25 protein-coding genes are annotated in these 25759 nt (G+C 53.5%); 10 read left to right on the forward strand and 15 right to left on the reverse strand.

The window, feature by feature from the left end:
* The 4 genes from ADICEAN_RS06740 to ADICEAN_RS06755 all read right to left on the reverse strand — a co-directional run.
* Positions 1-357: hypothetical protein (locus ADICEAN_RS06740; RefSeq protein WP_040396430.1), on the reverse strand; the 357-nt coding region annotated here is incomplete at its 3' end.
* A gap of 249 nt (positions 358-606) precedes the next feature.
* Complete coding sequence (locus tag ADICEAN_RS06745) at positions 607-927, reverse strand: helix-turn-helix domain-containing protein (RefSeq protein WP_009194816.1); 321 nt, start codon at positions 925-927, stop codon at positions 607-609.
* Positions 928-1016: 89 nt separating this feature from the next.
* Positions 1017-1916 (reverse strand): hypothetical protein, encoded by a 900-nt coding sequence (locus tag ADICEAN_RS06750; RefSeq protein WP_009194817.1) that lies wholly within the window; start codon positions 1914-1916, stop codon positions 1017-1019.
* Positions 1917-1929: 13 nt separating this feature from the next.
* A complete protein-coding gene (locus ADICEAN_RS06755) occupies positions 1930-3153 on the reverse strand; it encodes a site-specific integrase (RefSeq protein ID WP_009194818.1) in 1224 nt (407 codons plus the stop codon).
* Positions 3154-3715: 562 nt separating this feature from the next.
* Here ADICEAN_RS06755 and ADICEAN_RS06760 point away from each other — a divergent pair.
* From ADICEAN_RS06760 to ADICEAN_RS06775, 4 genes are all read left to right on the forward strand, one after another.
* On the forward strand, positions 3716-5503 hold the full coding sequence (locus tag ADICEAN_RS06760; protein ID WP_009194819.1) for an alpha-amylase family glycosyl hydrolase: 1788 nt from the start codon (positions 3716-3718) through the stop codon (positions 5501-5503).
* Between the two features lie 21 nt (positions 5504-5524).
* Positions 5525-6286, forward strand: a complete 762-nt coding sequence (locus tag ADICEAN_RS06765; protein ID WP_009194820.1) for a creatininase family protein — start codon at positions 5525-5527, stop codon at positions 6284-6286.
* Positions 6287-6317: 31 nt separating this feature from the next.
* Positions 6318-6905, forward strand: a complete 588-nt coding sequence (locus ADICEAN_RS06770; RefSeq protein WP_009194821.1) for an LOG family protein — start codon at positions 6318-6320, stop codon at positions 6903-6905.
* A 113-nt stretch (positions 6906-7018) separates the two neighbouring features.
* Positions 7019-7852, forward strand: coding sequence for a universal stress protein (locus ADICEAN_RS06775; RefSeq protein ID WP_009194822.1), 834 nt, complete (start codon positions 7019-7021; stop codon positions 7850-7852).
* 202 nt (positions 7853-8054) lie between these two features.
* Here ADICEAN_RS06775 and ADICEAN_RS06780 read toward each other — a convergent pair whose 3' ends face one another.
* The 3 genes from ADICEAN_RS06780 to ADICEAN_RS06790 all read right to left on the reverse strand — a co-directional run bounded on the left by ADICEAN_RS06780 (position 8055) and on the right by ADICEAN_RS06790 (position 10671).
* Entirely contained in the window at positions 8055-8627 is a 573-nt protein-coding gene (locus ADICEAN_RS06780; protein WP_009194823.1) for an acyl-CoA thioesterase, read from the reverse strand.
* Positions 8628-8690: 63 nt separating this feature from the next.
* Positions 8691-10058 carry an MATE family efflux transporter gene (locus tag ADICEAN_RS06785; protein WP_009194824.1) on the reverse strand — a complete coding sequence of 456 codons (1368 nt, stop codon included), beginning with the start codon at positions 10056-10058 and terminating at the stop codon, positions 8691-8693.
* Between the two features lie 7 nt (positions 10059-10065).
* Positions 10066-10671, reverse strand: a complete 606-nt coding sequence (locus tag ADICEAN_RS06790) for an NUDIX domain-containing protein (protein WP_009194825.1) — start codon at positions 10669-10671, stop codon at positions 10066-10068.
* A 12-nt stretch (positions 10672-10683) separates the two neighbouring features.
* Between ADICEAN_RS06790 and ADICEAN_RS06795 the strand changes: the two genes are divergently transcribed.
* Positions 10684-11061 (forward strand): DUF6122 family protein, encoded by a 378-nt coding sequence (locus ADICEAN_RS06795; protein ID WP_040396435.1) that lies wholly within the window; start codon positions 10684-10686, stop codon positions 11059-11061.
* An 86-nt stretch (positions 11062-11147) separates the two neighbouring features.
* Here the strand turns inward: ADICEAN_RS06795 and ADICEAN_RS06800 are convergent, their stop codons facing one another.
* Entirely contained in the window at positions 11148-11399 is a 252-nt protein-coding gene (locus tag ADICEAN_RS06800; RefSeq protein ID WP_040396436.1) for a hypothetical protein, read from the reverse strand.
* Positions 11400-11644: 245 nt separating this feature from the next.
* Here ADICEAN_RS06800 and ADICEAN_RS06810 point away from each other — a divergent pair, with 245 nt between their 5' ends.
* Entirely contained in the window at positions 11645-12256 is a 612-nt protein-coding gene (locus tag ADICEAN_RS06810) for a hypothetical protein (RefSeq protein WP_040396438.1), read from the forward strand.
* A gap of 80 nt (positions 12257-12336) precedes the next feature.
* On the opposite strand, the gene ADICEAN_RS06815 is transcribed toward ADICEAN_RS06810, so the two are convergent.
* Positions 12337-12867: a DUF4385 domain-containing protein gene (locus tag ADICEAN_RS06815; RefSeq protein WP_009194829.1), complete on the reverse strand. Its 531-nt coding sequence runs from the start codon at positions 12865-12867 to the stop codon at positions 12337-12339.
* A gap of 67 nt (positions 12868-12934) precedes the next feature.
* On the opposite strand from ADICEAN_RS06815, the gene ADICEAN_RS06820 reads away from it, so the two are divergent.
* From ADICEAN_RS06820 to ADICEAN_RS06830, 3 genes are all read left to right on the forward strand, one after another.
* The gene (locus ADICEAN_RS06820) at positions 12935-13516 is read left to right on the forward strand and encodes a ribonuclease HII (RefSeq protein ID WP_009194830.1); all 582 of its coding nucleotides are present in this window, start codon (positions 12935-12937) and stop codon (positions 13514-13516) included.
* Positions 13517-13640: 124 nt separating this feature from the next.
* Positions 13641-15881, forward strand: a complete 2241-nt coding sequence (locus ADICEAN_RS06825; protein ID WP_009194831.1) for a S9 family peptidase — start codon at positions 13641-13643, stop codon at positions 15879-15881.
* Positions 15882-16146: 265 nt separating this feature from the next.
* Positions 16147-16908, forward strand: a complete 762-nt coding sequence (locus ADICEAN_RS06830) for a hypothetical protein (protein WP_009194832.1) — start codon at positions 16147-16149, stop codon at positions 16906-16908.
* A gap of 112 nt (positions 16909-17020) precedes the next feature.
* Here ADICEAN_RS06830 and ADICEAN_RS06835 read toward each other — a convergent pair whose 3' ends face one another.
* The 5 genes from ADICEAN_RS06835 to ADICEAN_RS06855 all read right to left on the reverse strand — a co-directional run bounded on the left by ADICEAN_RS06835 (position 17021) and on the right by ADICEAN_RS06855 (position 23081).
* A complete protein-coding gene (locus ADICEAN_RS06835) occupies positions 17021-17932 on the reverse strand; it encodes a DUF3078 domain-containing protein (RefSeq protein ID WP_009194833.1) in 912 nt (303 codons plus the stop codon).
* 90 nt (positions 17933-18022) lie between these two features.
* The gene (locus ADICEAN_RS06840) at positions 18023-18439 is read right to left on the reverse strand and encodes a response regulator (protein WP_009194834.1); all 417 of its coding nucleotides are present in this window, start codon (positions 18437-18439) and stop codon (positions 18023-18025) included.
* Positions 18440-18639: 200 nt separating this feature from the next.
* The gene (locus ADICEAN_RS06845) at positions 18640-21003 is read right to left on the reverse strand and encodes a LysM peptidoglycan-binding domain-containing protein (RefSeq protein WP_009194835.1); all 2364 of its coding nucleotides are present in this window, start codon (positions 21001-21003) and stop codon (positions 18640-18642) included.
* Between the two features lie 59 nt (positions 21004-21062).
* Positions 21063-21701: an O-methyltransferase gene (locus ADICEAN_RS06850; RefSeq protein ID WP_009194836.1), complete on the reverse strand. Its 639-nt coding sequence runs from the start codon at positions 21699-21701 to the stop codon at positions 21063-21065.
* A 141-nt stretch (positions 21702-21842) separates the two neighbouring features.
* Positions 21843-23081 carry a M16 family metallopeptidase gene (locus ADICEAN_RS06855; protein ID WP_040396450.1) on the reverse strand — a complete coding sequence of 413 codons (1239 nt, stop codon included), beginning with the start codon at positions 23079-23081 and terminating at the stop codon, positions 21843-21845.
* Positions 23082-23427: 346 nt separating this feature from the next.
* Here ADICEAN_RS06855 and ADICEAN_RS06860 point away from each other — a divergent pair, with 346 nt between their 5' ends.
* Positions 23428-24573, forward strand: a complete 1146-nt coding sequence (locus ADICEAN_RS06860) for a glycosyltransferase family 4 protein (protein WP_009194838.1) — start codon at positions 23428-23430, stop codon at positions 24571-24573.
* Positions 24574-24731: 158 nt separating this feature from the next.
* Here the strand turns inward: ADICEAN_RS06860 and ADICEAN_RS06865 are convergent, their stop codons facing one another.
* Entirely contained in the window at positions 24732-25580 is an 849-nt protein-coding gene (locus ADICEAN_RS06865; RefSeq protein ID WP_009194839.1) for a DUF1206 domain-containing protein, read from the reverse strand.
* Between the last annotated feature and the right edge of the window lie 179 nt (positions 25581-25759).

The following is a 25759-nucleotide window of genomic DNA, read 5'->3' on the forward strand; positions in this document are numbered from 1 at the left end:
CTCAATTGCGCTTTGATTCAAAAGTTGCTCTAACGTTCTAATTCGTGGTGCATCTGCATCAAACTCATTTTGCCCGATAGAATCACTTTCAATTGGTCCCTCAGCAGAGTTCCCTACCGGATTGTTCCCACTAACTTCTAGTAAAACCTGATTAGGAAGCTTCCCTATGCTTACAGAATAGTTATCATTCACCTCTGATCCAGATGCCTCTTGACCTGCAAGTTGAGAACCATCTAAGGTACTTCCTTGGCTCCATTCTGATTTTAGACCCTGGATCATATTTTCTGGGACATCAAAGAGTATTTCAGGGCTACTTTCTTTATTCGTATCAATATTTCTATTTGTAATTAAATTCATTTTTGATATTATTTTTATAATTTTTTGTTTTATTTAACTAGAATGTTCATAAACTATTAAAGCATTTACCCAAGAAGCCGCTACTCCTTCAATCACCTTATTTAATGCTTATATAAGCGGTTTTAGGCAAGGGGCAGGGTATATTGCTCTAAGAAGATTACAGGATTGATTTTGGCCCAATTGGTAGATAAGGCCTATTGGGTACTACTAAATGGGTTGGCAGGAATAAGTAAGGGTATTATACTACCCCTACTTCATTAATGCTTTCGCAGAGAAAAATGGAGCATCTTGGGTGAGCTCAATTAAAGTTCTCCTACTGCCTGATTTAAGCCAAGCTGTAAGCTCTTTCTTGGAAAAGAATAAGCGCTTCCCTTTTTTCATAAAGGGGATAGCCCTACGGTTTACCAGGCCATAGATCGTTGGCACAGCTAAGTGGAGGAATTGACTTGCACCCTCTACTGTAATAATCTCTTCTTCAGGAGCATTTGTTATATTATTAACCTGGCTCTCCTTTATGAGGATCTCGAGCTGGTCTAGCCGCTTCAGGATATGTTCAAATGGGTTCGACATATGAGTGTGTTTTAATTACACTCAAATATCAGGAGATGATCAGTTCCAATATTTCCCCTGGTTTTCCATGGAACAAATGGAACAAAAAATTACTGATTCAAGATCTGAATGATTATTTCTTTCTTGGCGGCTACCGGTTTTTCAAGATCTTTCTTTATAGCATTATTATCTCTGTGATTCGGATCATTTCTTTTATAAGCTTCGGTGAAGCCTTTTCTACCAAACTTGACCTTTAAATCCTCATTGATGGCATTAAATAGAGTTGATTGCTTTATCTGAGAGCTTCCAGGCAGAAACCCCAAACTTTGCAAAGCAAGTATCGTAAGTGAGATATCATTACAAGTGTCCGCTCCAGCATAGTTACGGAGAAGCACAGGCATTAACTTCTCTGCATGCTTTCCTAAATAATCTCTTAAAGAAGGTAGGCTCTGTTTTAAGGTGTTCTCGGATAAATGTTCAGTACTGCCTTCAGGCGCATTTGTTGGAGAACCAATAAGCCGATCATATTGGGGGTAATCATCTAAAAAAGTACTATCGTAGTCTTCTAGCAGAAGAGATATCGTCCTTTCATAGGTCTTGTGATAATCGAAGCCAAATTCTCCAATATAATCTCCTACTAGGTCCATTGTAGTGTTGAGGGATGAATAGAATGTACATAAGGTAAAGTATATGTCATCTTCCTCAATCAATTCTTCATGTGGCTTCCTCCTAACCAGCAGGTAAAGATAAGTGACATCCCTATACCCTTCATCCAGGGGGACAAGCCCTTTCATGAAGAGGTCTCGAAAATACCTGTCGTAATTTACATTTGTGTAATAGAGGTTTTCCTTCAACTCCTCAATGAACAGCCTTGTCAACTCATCCAGGGCTAAAAAATTTACTGTACCTGGGTCAAGAGACTGCTCCGAAGAACGCACAATCCCTTTGAACGAATCTATAGCTTTCGTATGGTACTCTACCAATGCTTTTCTTTGACTGAACTTCAGCATTTCACTTAAGATTTTATTTTTTCTGGAAATTTGTGAGCAAGCCTGCATAATGTTTCTTCACATCATCCTCAAAGCTATCCAGGTAATGCTCCGTTGTCTTCAGATCATGATGCCCTAAAGATTCACTGATAAATTCGATGGGAGCACCAGATCTTTTAAGTATGGTAGAGAAGCTGTGCCTGGCTGTATAGGTGGTAACATCTTTATCTATGCCTACTGATGTAGCGATCTTCTTAACATACTTATTGATCGTCTTGGTAGCCTGCTGCACTAAAGCTCGCTCACGTTCTGGTGTCACCCCATCGGCAAGTATTCCAAAAACATAGGCCTCTGGAAGTGCAGGAGACTTTCCCCACCTGCTTATTATTTGCAGTGCTTCAGGTGTAAGCATAGCCACAATAGGCTTGAGATTCTTGATACTGGTACGCTCTGTCTTCGCCCTAATGAAGGTTATCTTGTCTTTTCCAATATTGGAGTACTTGAGCCTGGCCACATCCTTTATATTGATCCCATTACACAGGTAGCTGAAAATCCAGAGATCCCTGCTCCAGCACTCAGTATCTGATTGAGCCTGGAAGTCCATGATCTTTTTGATATCATCCAGCGTCAGTGCTTTCTTGATATTACGCCCAGCAGGGATCTGGTACTTTCTTTTACCAAAGGGATATGCTTGCATGTCTATTGCCCCTTTTTCTATCCCCAGGTTACAGATAGTTCTTAGTGCCCTCAGATAAATACCTACTGTGGTGAGGCTATTGCCTTCTGCTACCATCCATCGCTCATATTCCTTTAGGAGCTCAGGAGTTACTTTATCGAAATAGAGCTTTCTGGCATGAAATGACTTCAGGGATTTTAGGCTGCAGCTGTAGCTACTGGCAGTGCCTACCCTACCCTCCTTTGACAGCATTTTAATATAGTGATCGTAGAGCGAATAAACATCTTGCTCCACCTGTGTTTGACCCAGGTATTTTTTCTCAAAGGCACCAAAGGTAAACTCCGGTAGATCCTTGATGATATCAGCTGCTCGTTTCTCCAATGTATTGAAGCGCAGCTGAAGTTCTTTAAACTCCTGCCTGGGCCTGCTGCCATACACCTTTTGAAAGTCCTCTTCTGTCAGATCAAACCCAGTACTGTAGTACTTGCGCTTTCTTTGATAAGTAATCCGGAGCTTTACAGGATAAGACCCATCCTGCTTTGCCCGACGTGTATCCAGGATTATAGCTGTGGTAGTCAACATATTACTCGTGTCTCAAATGATAGTACAAGATAAGAAATTTGCACACAATTTGATACACAACTATAATAAATATCTGTTAGTGAGCACAAAAGATGAAGTCAAAAAATGGGCTTAAAATAGCTCTAATACGATTTTTACAAACTATATTTTCCTAACGATAAATATAAACATCTGACTACGGATCAGAAGGTTTCAGGTTTGAATCCTGACAAGGTCACTCAAAGCCCTTTAGCGAAATGCTGAAGGGCTTTTTCGTTTTTGCACATCGCCAAAGCCCTTTCCTCCAAAAGAAAAAGTGGCCCGGCTGCGGTAAATGACAGGCGAGCCCTTATTTTTAAGGACCGGTACGCTGGAAGAAGCTATCGCAGGCGCCCCCCTTTATTAGCCGTACCTACAAGGGGGCAGCAGCCAGCAGAATAGCGCCAGCACGTTTTTTTCTTCCTGCTCTGCCGGCAACAGTCCTGAACCTCTCCACAGCATGAAAAAACATTTCGCTCTTGCCAGCCTTATTGCCTTAGCAGGTGTATACTGCTGCGCGCCTGCCTCTGAACAGCAAGAAGTTATGCCTAATCCTGAACAGCAAAAAGTGGTTGTCTATCAAATTTTTACCCGCCTTTTTGGCAATACCAATACTGCCAACATCCCCTGGGGCACCCCGGAGCAAAATGGGGTGGGCAAATTCAATGATATTACTGACAAGGCCCTGGAAGAGATTCGGGCCCTGGGCGTTACCCATATCTGGTACACCGGCGTGCCGCACCATGCCGTGATCCGCGATTATACCGCCTACGGAATCTCCAACGACGATCCGGATGTGGTAAAAGGGCGGGCCGGCTCACCCTATGCCGTAAAAGATTACTATACGGTAAACCCCGACCTGGCCGAAGACCCCGCCCGGCGCCTGGAAGAATTCAAAGCGCTGCTGGAGCGTACCCACCGGGCCGGCATGAAAGTGCTCATCGACATTGTGCCCAACCATGTAGCCCGCCGTTACGAGGGCAAAAACAACCCGGAAGGGGTAAGTGATTTTGGGGCGAACGATGATACTTCCGTTACCTACGCCCGCGATAATAACTTCTACTACAATCCCGGCGAATCCTTCCGGGTACCCGAGCCGCTGGATGGCTACCGGCCCCTGGGGGGCGAGGCACATCCCCTGGCCGATGGGCAGTTTGAAGAAGTGCCTGCCAAGTGGACAGGCAACGGCTCCCGCCTGGCACAACCCCATTTCCACGACTGGTACGAGACCGTAAAAATCAATTATGGCATCCGGCCCGATGGCAGCAAGGATTTTGACGAGCTGCCCCAGGACTTTGCCGGCAAGGGCTACCAGGAGCACCAGGCCTTCTGGCAGGACAAGTCCGTGCCCGATTCCTGGAAGAAATTCCGCGATATAGCCCTGTACTGGATCGATATGGGAGTAGATGGCTTCCGCTTTGACATGGCCGAAATGGTGCCGGTAGAGTTCTGGAGCTACCTCAACTCGGCCATCAAAACCAAAAATCCTGATGCTTTTCTGCTGGCTGAAGTATACAACCCCTCGCTCTACCGCCAGTACCTGCACATGGGCAAAATGGATTACCTCTACGATAAGGTAGAGCTGTACGATACCCTTAAAAACATCATGCAGGGCCACGGATCTACCGATCATATCGTTCACATTCAGAATGGCCTGGCCGATATTGAGCACCACATGCTGCATTTTCTGGAAAACCACGACGAGCAGCGCATTGCCAGCCCCGATTTTGCCGGCAGCGCCCAGAAGGGCAAGCCAGCCATGGTGGTATCGGCTACCATCAGCACCTCCCCTACCCTTATTTACTTTGGGCAGGAGGTGGGCGAACCCGGCGCCGAACGGGCCGGCTTTGGCAGCCCCACCCGCACTTCCATCTTCGATTATATAGGGGTGCCCCACCACCAGCGCTGGGTAAACAACCACCAGTACGATGGCGGCCAGTTGCGGCCGGAAGAAAAGGAGCTGCGTGATTTTTACCAGCGCCTCCTCACCTTTACCCTGAACAGCCCCGCCCTGATGGGCCGCTACCAGGAGATCCACAGCCACAACCGCGCCCATACCGAGTACTACAACGACCGCGTATTTTCCTTTGCCCGCTGGTCGGATGGCGAAAAGCTGCTGATCGTGTCTAATTTTGATGCAGAGAATACCTTTGGCTTTGATCTTGCTTTGCCCCGGGAGCTGGTAGCGGCCTGGGGGCTCGCCGATGGGGACTATATGCTGAAGGATCAGCTGTACCAGACGGCAAGCACCCAGCTGCAGATCAGGAATGGGGAGGGCCGAACCCGGGTAACGCTGCCACCACTGGCCTCCATGATCTACCAACTGCAATAATCAACACTATACCCTTTGCCCATGCGCCCCTACCTATTGGCCGAAAGTAACTGGAAAGCGGTAAAAGAGCAGCCCATTGAGCTGGTGATACTGCCCTGGGGCGCTACCGAGGCACACAATTACCACCTCCCCTACGCCACCGACATCATCGAGGCCGATGCCATTGTCGCCGAGGCCGGACGCCTGGCCTGGGAGCAGGGGGCCAAGATCATGATCCTGCCCACCCTGCCCTTTGGCGTAAATACTGGCCAGCCCGACATTCGGCTGGACATTAACCTGAACCCCAGCACCCAGCTGGCCATCTTGCGTGATATTGTGGAGATGCTGAACCGCCAGGGCCTGCGCAAACTGCTAATCCTGAACAGCCATGGCGGCAATGATTTTAAGCCCATGCTACGGGAGCTGGGCCTGGCCTACCCCCAGATGCTGCTGGTAAGCTGCAACTGGTTTCAGTCTGTGGATAAAAAAGCGTTCTTTAAGGCCGCCGGCGACCATGCCGATGAAATGGAAACCAGCCTGCTGCTGCACCTGCGGCCCGAGCTGGTGCTCCCCCTTGCCGAAGCCGGTGATGGGAGTGAGCGAAAATCAGTGATCAGTGGCATTCGGGAAGGCTGGGCCTGGTCTGAGCGCAAATGGTCCATGGTAACAGCCGATACCGGGGTAGGCAATCCCAAGGCGGCCACAGCCGAAAAAGGCGCCCGTTACTTTGCCGCCGTTTGCGAAAAAATGGCGCAGCTGTTTGTAGAGCTGGCCGCTGTAGACCCCGAAAAACGATATCAATAATCACGTTCCCCACTAATCTCCCCTTACCCTTATGCCCGTTTCTCAAGTCTGCGTATACTGTGCCTCCAGTCCTAAAATTGATCCGGCCTATTTTGAGGCCACCGATGTGCTGGCGGATGCCCTTGTTCAGGACGGTGTAAAGGTGGTATTTGGCGGTGGCGCTACCGGGCTGATGGGCCGCCTGGCCGATCGGGTGCTGGCGCTGGGCGGGCACATTACCGGCATCATGCCCAATTTTATGAAGGAGGTAGAATGGGCCCACAAGGGGGTGCAGCATTTTCACTTTGTGGGCGATATGCACGAGCGCAAAAAGCGCTTTCTGGACGGCACCGATGCGCTCATTGCCCTGCCCGGCGGCTGCGGCACGCTGGAAGAACTACTGGAGGCCATTACCCTCAAGCGGCTGGGCCTCTTTACCAAGCCCATCATCATCCTGAACATCAGGGGGTACTACGACCCCCTGCTGGCCATGCTGGAGCGCAGTGTGGAGGAAGGATTTATGAACCCGCAGCACCGCCAGATGTGGACGGTGCTGGACGATCCGGCCGGCATTATTGCCGCCATAGAGGCCGCGCCTCCCTGGAGCGAAGAGGCTATCCGCTTTGCGCCAGTACGCTGAGAAGGGGTCTGAAAAGGGCTGAGAAGGATCAGCTGCCCGTCTGATGAGGGTCATGGATCGAGACTTGTGGGAGCGGTATTTTTAACTATCGCAACTCCTAACCCCCTACTGCCATGAAAAGACTGCGAAACCTTCTGATCCCGGTAGATTTTACCCCCCATGCCGATAATGCCCTGCGCTATGCCATTGCCCTGGCCAGGAGCATTCCCATGACGCGTCTTTACATTCTGCATACCTACCACATTCCGGCCGCCGTTACCGGCGCTGGTGCTATGGCCGTGGCTCCCTATTATGAGTCCGAGCTGCGCCAAAGCACTGAGGAGAAATTTCAGGAGCTGGAAGCGCGAATGCTGAAGAATTGCCGCGTCCCCTACGAGTTTGTAGGGGAATATGGCCCGGCCGTACCGGACATCTGTGAGGCCTCTGCCCGCCTGGAAGCCGACCTGATCATTTTACCCGCCCACCCCACCAACCGCCTGGACGAATATTTTGGCAATGTCACCACCGCCACCATCCGCAGCAGCCCGGTGCCGGTGCTGGTAGTGCCTCCCCATTTTGAGTTCAGGGCACCTAAACAAGTGGTGCTGGCCACCGACTGCCAAAATGCCCAGCGGAAGAACTGGTACCAGGAGCTGCGCCCCTGGCTGAGCAACTTTAATCCCGACCTGATTCTGCTGCACACCAACGAAGATCCCCAGCACATGGAGGAAGAAAAAGCCCTGCAGCTGCTGGTGATCAAAAATCAGCTTACCCCCTATGTAAAGGATTTTGTGGTAGAAGAGGCAAAGGACCCCCAAAAGGGCATCACCAAATGGGTAGAGGAGCATCCGGCCGATATGCTGGTGGTGGTACCCCAGGAGCACAGCCCGCTCTATCACCTGCTCAACAAGAGCGTAACCCACCGGCTGGCCTTCCATACGCCCATCCCCATGCTGGTGCTGGTGTAGTGAAAAACAAAAACAGAAATCATAGTGACTGTTGAAGGGCTGAACAACAGAAACAAAAAGCGGCTTTGGGATTATTCAAAGCCGCTTTCTCTTTCTAATACCGAATTAACTTATAAAGCCGGGTAAGTTTCCAGGGGCTGTGGTGCGGCCATCTGGCCGGTTGTGAGCAGCAAGCCGGCAGACATACCGCAGCCCTAAACCCCTATCCTTTTAACTTTAGCCGGCAGCGCTCGCCCTTGAGCTTTTTGGCTTCTTCCGACCAGTTGAACTGCTGCTTGGCCTGCTGCATCAGCTCCCGGCTCTGGAAGTAAATGCGCCTGCGCTCCCGGGCCTCTACAAAGCGGCGCACATCTTCCTGGCTTTCCAGAATAAGCGGCGGCACCTCAAAGGGCTTGCCGTCTGCACCTTTGGCTACCATGGTAAAGTAGCTGGTATTGGTATGCTTTACTTCCCGGCTTACCACATTCTCGGCCGTTACCCGTATGCCCACTACCATGCTGCTTTTGCCCACATAATTGACCGAGCCCCGCAGGGAAACCAGCTCCCCCACCTCTACGGGCTGCATAAAGTCCACATTATCCACCGATACGGTCACACAATAGGCCCCGCTGTGCTTGCTGGCGCAGGCATAGGCTACCTTGTCCATCAGGCTCAGCAGAATGCCGCCATGGATCTTTCCGCCAAAATTGGCATAGGAGGGGATCATCAGCTCGGTAAGGGTGGTGCGACTGTCGTTTACAGAGCGGGCAGCGGCGGCGGGGCGATCGTGGGTCATAAAAATACTTGGCTTTTGAGTTGCGCCCACCCCTAAAAAAGGGACTAGATGCGGGCTGCTTAGTTACTGTACCACTTTCTGGGGCAATTGTTGGGTTTTTCGCCAAAAGCGCACCGCCAGCAGCACAGCCGCCACCGTAAGGCCGGTCAGCAGCCCCCACCAGACCCCATTGATGCCCATGTCAAACACAAAGCCCAGCACGTAGCCCAGCGGCAGGGCCAGCACCCAATAGGCAAAGAGGGTGATCCAGGTAGGGATGCGCACATCTTCCATGCCCCGCAGAGCGCCTAGTCCCACCACCTGCACCCCATCCGATAGCTGAAAGAAAGCGGCAATCACCAGCAGACCGGCAGCCACCTCAATCACCTGCTCATTATCAATATAGAAGGTGGGTAGCAGGTAACGCCCGAACAGAAAGATAAAGGCAAAAAGGGTCTGCAGGCCCAGCACCAGTACCGTGGCGGTAATACCGGCCATGCGTACGCCCGGCAAGTCTTTGCGCCCCAGCAGGTTGCCTACCTGCACGGTAGCTGCCGCGCTAATGCCGGAGGCAATCATATAGCTCATGGAGGCCAGGTTAATGGCAATCTGGTGGGCCGCCTGTTGCGTATCGCCCATCCAGCCGGCCATGATCACCGCGCCACTGAAGGCCCCTACCTCAAAGACAAACTGCAGGCCCATGGGGATGCCCAGCTGCATCAGGCGCAGGGAGAGTTTTCGCTTAAAACGCTTCAGCCCAAAAAGGGCTCTGTAGGGTGCAAAGCGGGGGCTTCGGTAGCAGTAGTAGCCCATGCCCAGCACCATCATCACCCGGGCAAAGAGCGTAGACCAGCCGGCCCCCTCCAGCCCCATGGCCGGAAAGCCCAGCTTGCCATAAATAAGCACCCAGTTAAAAAAGATGTTGACCCCATTGGCGGCCAGGGTAATGTACATGGCCTTGCGGGTAAAGCCCAGCCCCTCGGCAAACTGCTTAAAGGCCTGAAACAGCATAAGGGGTACCAGCGAAAACGCCACAATGGCCAGGTACGGCCCTACAATGGCCACCACATCGGGCGGCTGGTTCATCTCGTCCAGAAAGGGAAGCACCAGCAGCGAAAGACCGGCAAGCGCCACCCCGGCACCCAGGTTGATCAGCAGGCTGTGCTGCAGCAGCTTGGCAATGCGGCGGGTGTTGCCCTGCCCATCGGCACTGGCCACCAGGGGGGTAAGGCCGTAACTGAGGCCCAGGCCAAACATCATGGGCAGCACCACTATGCTGTTGGCCAGCGATACGGCTGCCAGAGGCACTTTGCCCAACTGGCCTACCATCATGCTATCGGCAGTGCCCACCAGCACATGCCCCAGATAGCTGAGCATTACCGGCAGGGCAATCTGCAGCAGGCGGCGGGCCTGCCAGCCAAAAGCAGTGGTAGTGGGTTGAGCTGCGAGCATGGCGGTATTAGAGTCCCTTCAGGCGGGCCACTTTCAACAGGCCGGCAATGGAAATACTATCGGTGATCCTTTCTTCCATTACCCAGGCAATGGCTTCGGCCAGGGGAAGTTTTTTTACCACCAGCTGCTCGGTTTCTTCGGGCTCCACGTCGCCGGGGGTAAGCTCCTCGGCCAGAAATACGTAGCCGACCTCATCGGTTACCGAGTTGGAGGTGTGGATGCGCATGATGTTGGTCCAGCGGGCGGCTGTGTAGCCGGTTTCTTCCTTGAGCTCCCGCTGGGCAGATTCCAGCACATCCCGGCCCATGGGGCCGCCGCCCATGGGAATTTCCCAGCTCCACTCATTGAGCGAGTAGCGGTACTGGCCCACCAGCCAGGTGTTATTGTCGGCATCCAGGGGTATAATGCCCAGGGCCAGGTTTTTGAAGCTGACTACCCCGTAAATGCCGGGATTTCCAGAAGGGTTGATGATCTTATCTTCCCGCACCCGTATCCAGGGGTTTTCGTATACAGGCTGGCTGCTTACGGTTTTCCAGGGGTTATGGGTAGGGTCGAAGCCTTTTTCCTCATTCATGGCCACAAAAGTAAGCGGAAACTCGTAGCTTTTCGGCATAAACCCGCAGCATTGGCACAGGCAATTTTTCACTACAGCATGCACTTTCTGGTACCGGGCCTGCTGGCCTGGCTGCTGTTTCGTCCGGTCTGGAAGGGGGCCTGGATGATCATGCTGGCCAGTATGCTGGTAGATGCCGACCATCTGCTCAGCACCCCTATCTTTTCTGCCGGGCGTTGCAGCATTGGCTTTCATCCCCTGCATACCGGCTGGGCCATGCTGGTCTATGGGATCATGCTGCTGGTGCCCCGCCCGTGGGTACGCATGCTGGCGGTGGGCCTGCTGTTTCACATGCTTACCGATTTTATCGACTGCCTGTGGATGTTTAGCAAGTGCGCCGGCTGCTGCCAGCACTCCTCAGTACAGTGGGTGTGCGGGTTTTTCCGGTAATAGAGCCCACATAGCTGTCAGACCAACGCGGCCCGGTTTCTAAAACCTGACAGCTAGTATAGAGGGGTAGTATAGAAGGGGGCAGCTCAGATCTCCAGGCCCAGGCTGCTGGTGTCATTCACACTTTCCAGCCGCTCCAGCCGGATCAGCTGTCCTTTTTCCATCAGCAGGTACTCGGCCCCCTGCCAGCTAAACAGGTCAATGATTCTGGACGATACCTGCACGGAGCTGCCATCGTCCTGGCGGTAGCGGATCTTGCAGGCCTGCTGCTGTTTCATCCAGCTTTCCAGATAGCCATGGAAGGTACAACTAATGGGGGTATAGGCAGATGTGGTCATGTACATTCGGATAAGAGGTAAAAAAGTGTTTGTCAATCCCGGGACTCCCGGTGCTGCTGCTCCCCAGGAGCGCGCCAGCGGCAAAAAATGGCCGGGCTTTCTTTTACGCAACTGTATGCCAATGGGTTATCCGAATGCACCCGATGCTGCAGGCAAAACCTTTGCCTGGCGCCTGCGTTATACATAACGTTCTGGCGCCCAAGACTCATACCAAACGGGTGCCGCTCAACTTAATTTTTTAGAACATGAAAAAGCTATTTTTAATCTTTTTGATGGCCGGTGGCACACTGGTCGCCTGTAATACCGATACTTCTGAGCGCGATGGGGCACGCCCCGGCGATCCGGACTATGTAAGCGTGCAGGGTCAGGGGGTAGAATCCAACCAGGACCTGGAAACCGATGAGTATGATGCCAACACCAGCGCCAGGCTGGAGGCCGAGCGCCAGCGCGTAGCCAACTGGACCCTGGAAGATAACCGCTTTGATGAGGTAAATGCCCAGTCGGTGGAAGCCAACATTGGCCAGATGGAGCAGAACTTCAGCCGCATTGAAGCCGATATACAGCGTGCCAGCAATGGCGCCTTCAACCAGACCGATGCCAACACTACCGACCTCAACACCAGCGATGCACAGGCCATGGCCGGTGAGCTGAGCAAAGATGCCCGCGAAAAACTGCAGGAAGCCCAGGAGAAACTGGACGAAGCCCGAGAAAAAATGCAGGAAGCCCGCCAGAAGCAGCAGGCCGGCGATCATGACGATGCCTCTGAAAAACTGAAAGATGCCAATGAAAAAATTGGTGAGGCCCGGGAAAAATACCTGGAAGTAATTGAGAAACACACCGGTGTAGATCAGGACTAATCCCTGCCCTACCCCTGGTAAGCAAATACTGAATAGGAAGCAGTCGGTGGCCGTACAGGCTATGCAGACTGCTTCTTTTTTTAGCCCTGCTGCTCCCGGAAGCGCTGCATCTGCTGCAAATAGTCGGGATGCTGGCGGGCTTTATCATAATAGGTCTTGAAGACGGCTGCTGCACGGGCCTTTTCGTTGGTGAGGGCATCGGCCTGCTGGGGCAGCACCTCATTGCCTTTGTGTGGACTACCACTGCTATAGGGGTAGGCCAGGCCTTCACTATGGTCCTTGCCATCAGCAGTGTACTTGCGTCCGCCGGCATGGTTGGCATAGCGCCGGGCCCGGGTAAAGCCCATCTGCAGGTATTTGCGGGCCATATCGGCTCCCACAAACTCTCCGGCAGCCAGGTACTCCTCAAACATGTGGTAAATGGTCTGGGCCGATTCCCGGGCAATGGCCTCGGTACGGAAGCGCCAGTGCGGCAGCAGCTCCGATTTATAGGGCTGCACCAGCAGCACCCCCTGCTCACCTACGCCAATGCGGTACAGCTCAGGATGTTTCCTGAAATCGGTGCTGGCAAAATCCAGCGAATAATCAAAGGCTTTTTTAGACCTGGGCATAGGGGTATGAACGTGCCCCCCGGGCCAGGGGTTGGCCGTATGCCGGCCAGTGTGTATTTTTGAACGTATGCTGCGCCCTTATTATCAAATCCTGGTGCCGGAAGCCGGCTGCGACGAGGCCGGCAGAGGCTGCCTGGCCGGTCCGGTAGTAGCTGCTGCCGTAATGCTGCCTGCAGATTTTCACCACCCCCTGCTGAACGATTCCAAGCAACTGAGCCCGGCCGACCGGCAGCAGCTGGCTCCCCTGATCAGGGAACAGGCCCTGGCCTGGGCAGTAGCCTCCTGTAGTCCGGCCGAGATCGACCAGATCAACATCCTGCAGGCCAGCCTGCTGGCCATGCACCGGGCGGTAGACCAGCTGCCACTGCGGCCGGAGCTGCTGCTCATCGATGGCAACCGCTTTAAACCCTACCCCTTTGTACAGCATATCTGCGTGGTGAAGGGCGATAGTATTTATGCGTCCATAGCGGCCGCCTCGGTCCTGGCCAAAACCCATCGGGATACGCTTATGGAGGAGCTGGCCCTGCAGCACCCCCACTATGGCTGGGAACGCAACATGGGCTACCCCACCCCCGAACATAAAGAAGCCCTGCTGCAATGGGGCCCTACCCCCTGGCACCGCACCAGCTTTAAGGGGGTACGGCTATAAGCGTTTTGCCCTCATTTCGGCACCCGCACCCTCCCAAGCGGTAAAGCAAGTCAGAAAACATAATCCGCAGTCGGATCGAATCGTTATATTTAGGCGCCAAAATCAACTACATTATCATTAGCATATGATCGTACGACCCACGAATGGCCTGAGCGTATTGCTGGCCCTGCTTCTGCTGGCCCTGCTACCAGCCCAGGCACAACAGCGAAAATCCCCCAGCCTGGAAGAAATATTTCAGCAAAACCTCTTCGGCCAGCAATCGGTATCCGGCATTAACTGGATGAATGACGGCCGCTACTACAGCTCGCTGCGCCGCGCCACCGGCTCCAGTCCGGCCCAGCTTATTAAATATGACATTACCACCGGCGAACCGGTAGCCACCCTGGTAGATGGCAGTAAGCTAACGGCTCCCGGCCAAAGCCAGCCCCTCTCCTTCTCGGGCTACAGCCTGAGCGCCGATGAGAGCAAAGTGCTGCTGGCCAGCGAAGTGGAAAGCATCTACCGCCGCTCCTCCAAAGCCTACTACTATATATACGACCTGAAAAGCGGGGCCCTTACCCCCCTGGCCGAGGGCGATAAGCAGCTGTATGCCACCTTTTCGCCCGATGGCAGCAAGGTAGCCTATGTGCGCAACAACAACCTGTACTATAAAGACCTGGCCAGCATGCAGGAGGTAGCCGTAACCACCGATGGCCGCTTTAACGAGATCATTTACGGCAGCGCCGACTGGGTGTATGAGGAGGAATTCTCCTTTGCCAAAGGCTTTTTCTGGTCGCCCGATAGCCGCAAAATAGCCTTTTACCGCTTTGATGAGCGCCAGGTGCCCGAATTCAACATGCAGCTATGGACCGATGTGCGCAAAGGCCAGCTCTATCCCGAAGATTATAAGTTCAAATACCCCAAAGCGGGCGAGAAAAACTCGGTAGTGAATATTCTGGTGCACCACCTGGCCGAGGGCAAAAATGTGCAGATAGACACCGGCCAGGAGACCGACATCTACCTGCCGCGCATCTACTGGACCAAAAACCCGGATGTACTCAGCTATATCCGCATGAACCGCCTGCAAAACCAGCTGGAGCTGCTGCATGCCAATGCGGCTACGGGAGTCTCCACCCCCATTATCACCGAAAAAGCCGCCAGCTATGTGGACCTGGACTACAACGACCAGCTGATCTACCTGGAAGATGGCAAGAGCTTTGTGCGCACCAGCGAGCAGGATGGGTATAAACACATTTACCACCACAGCCTCAACGGTGACCTTATCCGCCAGATCACCAGCGGTCCCTGGGAAGTAACCGAACTGGTGGGCGTAGATGAAAAAAGAGGGCTGGTCTACTACATTTCAGCCGAAGACTCTCCCCTGGAGCGGCAGTTTTACAGCATCAGCCTGAAGGCCAAAAAGCCGAAAAAGACCAGGCTGAGCAAAGAACCGGGTGTGGTAAGCATCAACATGAGTGATGATTTCAGCTTCTACATCCAGAACCACTCCTCTGCCACCGAGCCCCTTACCGTAAGCCTGCACCGCGCCCCCACCGGCGAGGAGGTAAAGGTGCTGGAGGACAACCAGCGCCTGAAACAGCGCCTGGAGACCCACCGGCTCAACACCAAGGAGTTCTTTGACTTTAGCACGGCCGATGGCACCCGCCTGCATGGCTACATGATACGCCCGGCCAATTTTGATGCTACCAGGCAGTACCCGGTGCTCATGTACGTCTATGGCGGCCCAGGCTCACAAACCGTGCTCAACAACTTCAGCACCCAGCGGGAGGTCTATCACAGCTACCTGGCCGATCAGGGCTACCTGGTGGTTTCGGTCGATAACCGCGGCACCGGCGCCCGCGGAAGAGATTTTAAGCACATCACCTATGGCCAGATGGGCAAGTGGGAGGTGCAGGATCAGATAGAGGCCGCCCGCTACCTGGGCAGCATGCCCTATGTGGATAAGGACCGCATTGGCATCTGGGGCTGGAGCTATGGCGGCTATATGTCGTCGCTGGCCCTGTTTGTAGGCAATGAGGTGTTTAAGACAGCCATTGCCGTGGCTCCGGTGACCAACTGGCGCTTTTACGACACCATCTATACAGAACGTTACCTGAAAACACCTCAGGAAAATGCCGAGGGCTATGATGCCTGGTCGCCCCTCTCGCATGTAGATAAGCTAAAGGGTAATTATTTTCTGATCCACGGCACCGGCGATGACAATGTGCATTTCCAAAACGCTGTGGCTCTGCAAGATGCCCTTATTTCGGCTGGCAAGCAGTTTCAGTCTTTTTATTACCCTAACCGAAATCATGGCATAAGAGGCGGAAATACCAGCCTGCACCTCTTTCAGATGATGACGGACTACCTAAAGGCCAATTTATAAGCCCCTAGCAGCATGCTTCTTATAGCCATCCGGTAACCGGATGGCTATTTTTTTTGCTTTTCTGTGGAAATATTACACACCTGCAAGCAGCCTACCAAAGGGACGATTCCCTTAAATCGGTAAATAATATTTATATTCCTTCACACAACAGGGGGTTACCTTTTGCCAAACAAGCGTATATACATACAAAAAGGCACCTGTGTATAAAATCCACACACAAGCCAAAAAACTTTAACCCAAAACTTAACACTAAACCGTATTGATAATGGAAACAGCTTTACAAACCTGGTATGAGATAGGCGCAACCGTGTCTATGGGCGTTGCGGGGCTAGGTGTTGCTATTTTACTAGCATATGCCATTCGCCTGGCGGCTCAGCGAGAGAAGAAAGAAAAGTATGATTTCATTAACCGGCTGGAAATTGATACCCTCTGGTATGTAGCCCTGGCCTTTATTGCGGCTGGTGCGCTCTATGCCAATACCTTTTATGTAGAAGCTGAGCCCCTTTGGGTGTTTGTACGCCTGTTTGTTACCGTTATGATGGGCATTATCATTGGGGTGATCGCACAGAACATCCTGCGCTTTTACTACCCCTTCTTTGTAGAAAAGCGCCTGAAAAAACTGCGCTACTCGGCCCGCATCAACCCCAGCAACGGCAACCGCATGACGCTGCTGAGCGAAGATGAAGAAGACGTACACCTGGAGCCCGGCATGCAGGCCGAAGAAGACCTGCACTCGGTAGACTATGATGTATGGATTGACCCTGCCACCGGCTATACCCGTATTGAAAAGTACAATGGCCACCTGCATGCCCTGCAGTGCCCTGAGTGCAACTACCAGACCTTTAAGGTAAAACGCGAAGAGCTGATCGTAGCCCCAACCGCCACACAGGAAGGCGAACTGGTAAAACACTACAGCTGTGCCTACTGCGATCATAAATCCAGAAAATCATTTAAGGTAGCCCGCCTTGAATCCGATCCGGCAGCCAGCCTGCTGAATACCCCGCAGCACACTGTTGCCGGCGTATAAACGCTCAACTCCTCCTCTTCTGGAACCGGTAGCGTTTTGCTACCCCTCAAATGAGAAGAAGCCGCCCAAATCCGGGCGGCTTCTTTGTTTTTTAGGCATTCAGCAGCAGCGCTTATCCCCTGTCGCCTGGCCACTGGAACAGAAAGCCCACATTGATCACATTCCGGAACTGGGTTTTCTGCAGCACATCATGGTCGTAGATCAGCTGGGTAGCAATGGTGGTGTTGATATAGCGGTTTACCTTCATCATCAGGGTAGCTTCCCAGTTCACATCTACCCGGCTCAGCGTTTCATAATTGGCAAAGAGCAGCAGGCTGGTATTGAAATCTACATTGGTGAGCAGCTCTCGCTTGTAGTTAGAGACCAAGGAGGCACCAAACTCGGAGCGCATGCGCTCGCCGGCCTCTACGCCAAAAGCGCCTGCAGCAGACAGTACCGGATCCTGCACAAAGGTAAACTTGCCCGTAACGGGCGATACCGTAAGGGTAAAGCGCTCGGGTATCTTGTAGGTAGCCCCCAGCGAGGTGAGTAAAAATCCCGGCGCCATAAATTCCGAGATCTTGCTGCGGGTGGTTTCGCCGGCGGCTTCGCCATACTCATAACCGGGCCCCATCTGCGTCCTGAAATCGGCCAGTAAGGTCATGTACAACGTAGTATCCTTTATGCTGCGGTTGTATTGCGAGCGCAGCTCCAGAATATCATCAGTCTTGCGAAAACGGCTCTGCTCCCGATCGCCCTGCCGGATCAGGCCATAGGCAATATTGGCCCGGTTTTCCCAAAGCGAGGGGCCCTTCTTATAGTTTGCCTCCAGCTTTAAGAGGCTGGCAATGGAGATGGAGCTTTCGCCACCCCCTGCCCAGTTGCTTAGCTTTACCTGTGAAAAATTAAGCCCGGTGCTTCCGCCGGTGGTCCAGGCGGGTGCCGGGCTGGCAGCCGGCGGATCGGCTTCGGTGGTTTGGGCAGCTGTGCCAAGAGAGAGCAGAAGAGCGGCAGCCAGCAGGCTGCAGGGTAAAAGGTGTTTCATGATCGGTAGAAATCGTAAAATCGTAAAAAGTAAAAAGCTTCCGGGTCCCCTAGGGGCCGGAAGCTATAAAATAGGGTAGTAAGAACAAAATCAGCTGGCCAGGTCGTGCATTTTAATATCAGACAAGGCACTTTCGGTAAGGGGCTTGGTAATGAATTTGATCACATGATCGTTGTTAACGATCTTGTCGATATCGCGCTTATTGTCGGAAGACGACAGGATGATAACCTTGCACTTATCCTTAATGGTGTCGGAGAATTTCTCAAACTCATAGAGGAATACAAAGCCATCTACAATGGGCATGTTAATGTCCAGAAAGATCAGGTTGGGCAGGCGATCAGGATTGTCCTTGTGTTTTTCCAGATATTCCAGCGCGCTTTTACCACTATTTTTGATCTCTACCTCCTTGGCAAATTTTGTGATCTCGATGATCCGCTTACTGATAAAGTTATCGGTATCGTTATCATCAACTAACATCACCAGATCTATCGCTGTAGGTGCATTCATGAGCAAAGCCTCTATTATACTCTCGTTAAGGGTTCTATAGCCCGGGCTGGCCAGTGCCGGAGCACCCCCTGTCCACAGGCAATATGATTTGTAAAAATAAAAGAATAAACGGTAGATAGTGGTGAAAAAACGGCTCGTTTATTACTTCGGTCAATTAAAGCCAACTTCTGCTGATTCGCTCTATTTCCCGGCCGGGGGCCTTATTTTTTTCCTACAATAAGGGTTTCGCCCGGCTTAAGGGCAAAGTCCTGCTTCTTGTTCCACTCCATAATATCCTTGATGGTTACGTTGTATTTGCGGGCCACCCGGTACATGGTTTCGCCTTCGGCCACGGTATGGTAGGTAAAGCGGCCATCCTCCAGCGGAGCTTCAGGTGCGGGCTGTTCGGTCAGGGCTACTGCTGCCGGCTGCTGGGCCACTGCCTGCCGGGCTGCAACAGGGGGGATCAGACGCAGCGGCTGGCCAATGCTGAGCACCGCATCTGCATTCATATTGTTATACGTGCGCAGCTCCTGCACAGATAGCCCATAGCGGCGGCTCAGGCTGTAGAGCGTTTCGCCGGCCTGCACCACATGTACGCTATCGCGGGCGGCCGCAGGGGTTTTGGGGGTTTCCTGAGCGGGAGTGACTGTTTGCGGCTGTGGCAGGGGCTGGGTAGCCGTATCGGCGGCCGGCTGGCTGCCTGGCTGCACCGGCAGGGGCTGCTGCGACCCGGGGCTCTCTTCGTTCTTTAGGGGACGGCCCTGCTCATCAATAAAGGTTACGGTGGTCTGCGCAGCAAAAGGATCAACTACCGGGCTTCCAGCCGGGCTGCCAGCCGGACTTCCAGCCGGACTTCCAGCTGGTACAGGGCTCGCTCCTTTTCCTTCAATTTCCGGCGAAACATTACGTTGTCCCTCACTGGTACCGGGGTAGAGGTGCCGCTCGGGCTGGGTGCTTTTTACACTGTCCTGCTTCGCCGGCCGGGCTGTTTCGGCCTGCTTCGGCAACAGGGCCGGTGCTTTCTTTACAGCAGGGGTATCGGCCGCCAGGGCAGGCTGCTGCAGGGGGGGTACGACTGGCTCAGGCTGCGTCCCTCCCGTTCCCTCTGCCACACGTTCTTTTTCCAGCGCAGGCAGGGTCCCGTTGGCGGCAGAAGCTACCAGTTCCTGCTGTGGAGCTTGCTGCACGGGCTGCGGGCTTGCCGATGGCTGCTGTGGCTGGGCGTTTGGCTGCGGCTGGGGGTGTACGGGCGGCTGGGCGGGTGCTGGCGTTGCTGCTCGGGCTTCTGCCTTCTGGGGTACGGGCTCAAACGCTACGGGCTCATGGGCAGGGCGTATGTAGCGCAGCCATACTACCTGGCCGGCCTTGATCTGCTCCTGCTGCTTCATGCGGTTTTTCTGCAGCAGCTTATCCAGGCGTACCCCATATTTTTGTGAGATATCCCAGAGGCTCTCATCCTGGGCTGCCACATGGCGGTAAACGGAGGCTTTCTTTTTCTTGCGCTGGAAATAGTAGACCTGCCCGGGCTTTAGCAGATCGCCGGGGCGGATATCATTATACTTCAGAAAATCGGCCACAGAAACAGCACCGGCTTTGGCCAGGTCCCGGGCATTGTCGCCGGGGCGGGCCACTACGGCCTTCATCTTATTGATGCGGGTGATCACCAGCTTATCCATTTCGGCCGGCGGCACATCGGGCTGCTTCTGCTTCTCGCCAAAGAGCTTGTCTTCCAGGCTCTGGCGCTTGCCATCCTGTTTGGGCTTGCCCTGGCTCTCGGCCAGCAGGTTGGGAGCCTCCTCAATCTGAACAGGGATCAGCACCACATAGGATTTATCTTCCGGAATACGAGCCGTTTTTAGCCATTTATTGTATTCTTCCAGCTGTTCTAAAGGGGTATCAAACTCCTGCGCAATGCTGGCCAGGGTCTTGTTGGCACCCCCCTTGTACTGGTAGAGCATCTGACTGCGGGGCTGCTTGCCTACGGCATCCCGAAAGGCTACCAGGTGCGAAAGAAATTTCTTTACATACCAATAGGTGTCGCTGTCGATCTTAAGCTCCCGGGCGCCGTAGTAGCGTTTGTCCAGAGCCCGCGTGGCGCCGCCCTGCCCCATCTGGTAGGATTGCAGGGAGTATAGCCAGTTATCAAAAGCAGCATTGCTGCGCAGCAGGTAGCGGGCCGCTCCGGTGGTGGAGCCTACAATGTTCATGCGTTCATCTACATGGCGGTCTACCCGCATGCCCACTTCGGTGGCCGAGGCTTCCTTAAACTGCCAGAAGCCCACGGCATTGGAGCTGGAGACGGCATCGGAGATAAGGGCGCTTTCCTGGATTACCAGGTACTTAAAATCATCGGGGATGCCCAGCTCGGCAAAGATGGGCTCAATGATGGGCAGGTAGAGGTCTACCCGCTCCAGTTTCATGTAAAAGTATTTGGGGCTGCGGTAGAGCGCATCTACATCGGCCTGTATTTCGCGCTGGGCCTTTTCGGTCAGGTGCAGCGTCATGTCGGCAAAGCGAAGGGTGGCCGGCACCTGCGGCACATCGGGGCTTTGAGCCAGAAGGGGGCCTGCTGCCAGGAGCACGGCCAAAAAAATGCCCGCAAGCCTGCTTGCGGCACTAAATGAAATTACCTGCTTCTTCCTCATTTCTTTCTGATTATCATCAAGCCGTCCCGTACAGGCAGCAATACATTTTCTACCCGAGTATCTTCCTGTATCATGCGGTTAAAAAGGCGCAGGGCCTCTGTATCTTTATCGCTTGCCTGCGGATTGGTTACCTTGCCGCTCCAGAGCACATTATCGGCAATCAGAAAACCGCCCGGGGCCATCTGCCCGATCACCAGCTGGTAATAGGCCGCATAGTTGCGCTTGTCGGCATCAATAAACACCAGCTCCCAGGGCAGTTGCAGCTGCGGCACTACCTCCAGCGCATTGCCAATATGGTAGTGAATCTGGGCTGCCTGCGGCGAGCGGGCAAAATACCCCCGTACCCGGCTTTCCAGCTCTTCATTGATATCAATGGTGTGCAGCTCCCCTTCAGGGGCCAGCCCTTCGGCCATGCACAGGGCCGAGTAGCCGGTATAAGTACCGATCTCCAGCACGGCCCTGGGGCGGATCATCTGGGCCAGCATGGCCAGCAGCCGCCCCTGCAGATGGCCGCTGAGCATCCGCGGCATCAGCACATAGGCATGGGTATCGCGATTGATCTGCTGCAGCAGGGCCGGTTCCGGTGAGCTGTGGTCTTCTGCATATGCCTGCACATCCTTATCTAAAAACTCCATACCATAGGGGTTATTGTGAACAGACCGCGTGCAGGGTAGGCCCGGGCCTGGCAGAACCACAAAGTTAAAAGTTCTGGCGGCCTGTGGTACAACAATTTACAGATTTTTACTACAACAACACGCAGCCCTAAAAAAATGGGGCTAGGCCTGCAGAGGCTGCAGGGTAAGGCTGCTGAAATTGGCCGGCTGCAGGGTCTGGCAGGCCATATCCTGCAGCTCGGCAGCCGTAATCTGGCGAATACGCCCAAAAATATCGTCCAGCGAATCAATGCGGTCCAGGTCCAGAATGCTCTTGCCCATCATCAGCATCAGGCTGGCGTTGTTTTCTTCGGCCATGGCCAGCTGGCCGATCAGCTGCTCCTGAGCGGCATGCAGCTGCAGGCTGCCCAGGGGCTTCTCGCACAGCAGGCGAAACTCCCGCTCTACCAGCCGGATGCTCTTTTGCAGCTGCCCGGGCTCGGTGGCAAAGCTTACGCTAAACAGGCCGGTATCGATATAGGGGGTATAGCTGGCATCTACATTGTAGACAAATCCTTTTTTCTCCCGCAGGGCCATGTTGAGCCTGCTGGTATTGGCCGGACCGCCCAGCAGGTTGGTGAGCATCACAAAGGGCAGGCGGCGTTCGTCGTGCAGGGGGTAGGCCGGGCAGCCCATGGCAAAGTGAGCCTGCATGATGCTGCGCTCCTGCTGCTCCTGCACCGGGCTATAGCCTGAGAATGGCAGGCGCTGGCGCTCAGCCCGAAAGCTGGGCAGGGGTGCCAGGTATTTTTCGGCCAGGCGAATGGCTTTTTTAAGCGAAATATTACCTACGCAGGAAAAAATCAGGCGCCGGCTATCCAGGTTCTGTTGCACAAATTCCAGAAAATGCTGCCGGCCAAAGCTCCTGAGCGTTTCAGTAGTGCCCAGGATGTTGTGCCCCAGGGGGTGGTTGGGAAATACCAGGCTGTCAAAGAGATCCTGAAGCGCATCCTCGGGCGAGTCTTCGTACATCGACATCTCTTCCAGGATCACCCCGCGCTCCTTGTCGATCTGCTTTTCAGGAAAGGTAGACTGGAAGGTAATATCGGTCAGCAGCTCCAGGGCATTCTCCAGATACTGGTCCAGCACGGAGGCATAGAAGCAAATCTTTTCCTTGGTGGTATAGGCATTGAGTTCGCCCCCCACGGAATCCAGCCGGTTAAGGATATGAAAGGCCTTGCGCTTATGGGTGCCTTTAAAGGCCATGTGCTCCCAGAAATGGGCCAGGCCCAGCTGGTGTGGTTTTTCGTCCCGGCTGCCAATGTCCAGCACAAATCCGCAGTGTACAATTTTGGTATGTACCACCTGCTTGTGCACCATGCGTATACCGTTGGGAAGTTCGTGCAGATTAAAGTCTTGCATCATAAGGGGATGCAAATATAATAATAAGCGGCAAAAAACCCTTGATATACAAGCGGGTGCGCAAGAATTCAGCTGCTGGCACAAACAATGGCCGTCCGCCCATGCTTTATAACTAGTCCCGGGCGGGTAGTCCCGGGCGGGTAGCCCCAGGCGGGTAGCCCCAGACGGGTAGCCCCAGACGGGTAGCCCCAGACGGGTAGTCCCGGGTGGAAAGTGATTGCTGCAGGGTTTTTGAAAATTTATAGTAGCTTAGCGCAGTTTCTTTAAGACGCTAGCCCGAAAAGTACGTAGGTAACAGGCAAGTACTCTTCTATGCCCCTATTGCACGGGTCTTTTTAAACTAGATATGAAAATAGGTTTTGATGCCAAGCGCGCTTTTTTCAACCATACCGGTTTGGGAAATTACAGCCGCTTTGTGCTGCGTACGCTTACCGATCATTTTCCGCACCACCAGTACCTGCTCTACAGCCCCCGGGCTGCCGGCAAGGTGCATCCCGAGCTGCAGCCCCTGCTGGAGCTGCCTAACGTGCAGGCCAGCACCCCCTCGGGTGTTATGGCCCAGTTTGGGCTGTCTGCCCTCTGGCGAAGCTACTCGCTGGCCAAGGTAGCCGCTGCCCATGGGGCTGACCTGCTCCATGGCCTGAGCAATGAGCTGCCTTTTGGCAAAAGCACTAAACTAAAGCAGGTGGTAACCATACATGATGTGCTGTTTTTGCGCTATCCGCACCTGTATAACCTGCTGGACCTGAGCATTTACAAGCAAAAGACGGCCTGGGCCTGCAAGGCGGCCGACAAGATCATAGCCGTAAGTCAGCAAACTGCCCAGGACCTGATTGATTTCTACAAAGTACCCGCCAGCAAGATTGAGGTGGTGTACCAGGGCTGCCACCCCAGCTTTCGGGAAGAGTACGACTCCTATGTGCTGGACCGGGTAGCCTCCAAGTACAGCCTGCCGCAGGATTTTATCCTGAATGTAGGCACACTGGAGCCCCGCAAAAATGCCCTGCTGATCCTGAAGGCGCTTACCCAGCTGCGCAGCAAAACCAAGCCTTCGCTGGTGCTGGTAGGCAAGGAAACAGAGTATAAAAATGAGCTGATCGCTTATGCCCGTAAGGAAAACCTGATGGACCAGCTCTATTTCCGGCACAATGTAAGCTTTGAGGACCTGCCCAAAGTGTACCAGCTGAGCCGCATGTTTGTGTACCCTTCGGTTTTTGAAGGCTTTGGCATTCCCATCCTGGAGGCGCTGTGCAGCCGCGTGCCGGTAATCACAAGCAAGGGGTCCTGCTTTGATGAGGCCGGCGGCCCGCATTCCCTCTACATCAACCCCAATGATCCCGAAGAGCTGGCCGATGCCATACTGCGCATTTACAACAACGCCACCATGGCCACCAAAATGACCATCGATGGGGTGGCGCATTCGCTGAACTTTGAGGAAGAGCGCCTGGCCGGGCACCTGATGCAGGTGTATGAAAAGGTGCTGGGCAGCTAGCTGCCACCGACAGCCGCTCTTCTGTGCCTAAGCAGCAAGGGGAGCAGGTGTACTGCAACGAACTTAAAAAAAGCGGCCCCCGATGTGTGTCAGGGGCCGCTTTTGGTATTATGGTGGTCTTACCCCCTGTAGGGGTGCCTGCTTATGGCCTGTGGGAACTAAAGTTGCACACGGGGAATATATCGGTATTTAGATTTTACAAACATAAAAATACCATAACAGATCAGGCCCAGCGCCACAGCGGCCAGCAGATAAGGGCCGCCGCTCATAGACAGGAAGTTGAGGGCCTCTCCGGTACCCCCGGCTTCGCTGGAATCAGACTGCATGGCTGCCTGTACCAGAAAATAGCCCAGAATAGCAAACACCACACCACGCGCTATATAGCCCATGCGGCCGGTTTTCATATAGACTTCATGCTCCTTATGGTTCATGTGCTGCTCATCTACATGCCCTTTAAACTTGCCGGTGATGCCCCGGTAAAGTTGGAAAATACCCTTGCCAATGACAATGGCCGCAAAGATTCCCAGCAGGATTTGTCCAAAGGGTTGCTCCAGCACTTTGGCAATCAGCAGCTGGCGTCCCTCGCCACCACTGCCACTACCGCTCCCAAGCTCGGGAATAAGCATGCGGGCAGCCGAAAAGGCAAAGAATAGATAGACCAGCCCGCTAAAGAAAAAGCCAGCCCGCTTAAACATGGCTTTGGCATCGGTACCCAGGCCATCGGGATCCTTAAATGCCATGATCATGCGCCAAACCACATAGCCTAAGAGGCCAAGAATCACAATGCCCAGCAGGATCTGTCCAAAGGGCTGCTGCAAAATCCACTGGAAGGCGTTTTGCTGATCCCCAACCTTGCCCCCCTCGCCAAACACCGCCATGGCAGCCAGCAGACCAATCAGCAGATATACCAGACCCTTGGCTGCTATGCCCACCCGGGCGTAGGTATCAATCCATTTAGGGGTACGTTGTCGGGCAGAATGTGCCGCATGTCGAATAGTAGAGTTCATATGCGTAGTCGTTATGTCAAAAAATAGTTGATTAAAAAAATTATCCTGTACTGCTCTACTTTTACGTAAGCTCCCCCTGTGAGTTACTGTAGGGCCTCTTGCCCCCTCTATCGCCCATAAAATCCTCTTTCAGATAGTTGGCCTACAGAAGCGCATTTTATACCTTTAACGTTTTGGAG

It is taken from the genome of Cesiribacter andamanensis AMV16, assembly GCF_000348925.1.
GTDB classification, from domain to species: domain Bacteria; phylum Bacteroidota; class Bacteroidia; order Cytophagales; family Cyclobacteriaceae; genus Cesiribacter; species Cesiribacter andamanensis.

Coding starts and splice junctions, on each gene's coding strand:
- ADICEAN_RS06745 (WP_009194816.1), bottom strand. CDS start 927: ATGTCGAACCCATTTGAACATATCCTGAAGCGGCTAGACCAGCTCGAG.
- ADICEAN_RS06750 (WP_009194817.1), bottom strand. CDS start 1,916: ATGCTGAAGTTCAGTCAAAGAAAAGCATTGGTAGAGTACCATACGAAA.
- ADICEAN_RS06755 (WP_009194818.1), bottom strand. CDS start 3,153: ATGTTGACTACCACAGCTATAATCCTGGATACACGTCGGGCAAAGCAG.
- ADICEAN_RS06760 (WP_009194819.1), top strand. CDS start 3,716: ATGCCTAATCCTGAACAGCAAAAAGTGGTTGTCTATCAAATTTTTACC.
- ADICEAN_RS06765 (WP_009194820.1), top strand. CDS start 5,525: ATGCGCCCCTACCTATTGGCCGAAAGTAACTGGAAAGCGGTAAAAGAG.
- ADICEAN_RS06770 (WP_009194821.1), top strand. CDS start 6,318: ATGCCCGTTTCTCAAGTCTGCGTATACTGTGCCTCCAGTCCTAAAATT.
- ADICEAN_RS06775 (WP_009194822.1), top strand. CDS start 7,019: ATGAAAAGACTGCGAAACCTTCTGATCCCGGTAGATTTTACCCCCCAT.
- ADICEAN_RS06780 (WP_009194823.1), bottom strand. CDS start 8,627: ATGACCCACGATCGCCCCGCCGCCGCTGCCCGCTCTGTAAACGACAGT.
- ADICEAN_RS06785 (WP_009194824.1), bottom strand. CDS start 10,058: ATGCTCGCAGCTCAACCCACTACCACTGCTTTTGGCTGGCAGGCCCGC.
- ADICEAN_RS06790 (WP_009194825.1), bottom strand. CDS start 10,671: ATGCCGAAAAGCTACGAGTTTCCGCTTACTTTTGTGGCCATGAATGAG.
- ADICEAN_RS06800 (WP_040396436.1), bottom strand. CDS start 11,399: ATGACCACATCTGCCTATACCCCCATTAGTTGTACCTTCCATGGCTAT.
- ADICEAN_RS06810 (WP_040396438.1), top strand. CDS start 11,645: ATGAAAAAGCTATTTTTAATCTTTTTGATGGCCGGTGGCACACTGGTC.
- ADICEAN_RS06815 (WP_009194829.1), bottom strand. CDS start 12,867: ATGCCCAGGTCTAAAAAAGCCTTTGATTATTCGCTGGATTTTGCCAGC.
- ADICEAN_RS06820 (WP_009194830.1), top strand. CDS start 12,935: ATGCTGCGCCCTTATTATCAAATCCTGGTGCCGGAAGCCGGCTGCGAC.
- ADICEAN_RS06825 (WP_009194831.1), top strand. CDS start 13,641: ATGATCGTACGACCCACGAATGGCCTGAGCGTATTGCTGGCCCTGCTT.
- ADICEAN_RS06830 (WP_009194832.1), top strand. CDS start 16,147: ATGGAAACAGCTTTACAAACCTGGTATGAGATAGGCGCAACCGTGTCT.
- ADICEAN_RS06835 (WP_009194833.1), bottom strand. CDS start 17,932: ATGAAACACCTTTTACCCTGCAGCCTGCTGGCTGCCGCTCTTCTGCTC.
- ADICEAN_RS06840 (WP_009194834.1), bottom strand. CDS start 18,439: ATGAATGCACCTACAGCGATAGATCTGGTGATGTTAGTTGATGATAAC.
- ADICEAN_RS06850 (WP_009194836.1), bottom strand. CDS start 21,701: ATGGAGTTTTTAGATAAGGATGTGCAGGCATATGCAGAAGACCACAGC.
- ADICEAN_RS06855 (WP_040396450.1), bottom strand. CDS start 23,081: ATGCAAGACTTTAATCTGCACGAACTTCCCAACGGTATACGCATGGTG.
- ADICEAN_RS06860 (WP_009194838.1), top strand. CDS start 23,428: ATGAAAATAGGTTTTGATGCCAAGCGCGCTTTTTTCAACCATACCGGT.
- ADICEAN_RS06865 (WP_009194839.1), bottom strand. CDS start 25,580: ATGAACTCTACTATTCGACATGCGGCACATTCTGCCCGACAACGTACC.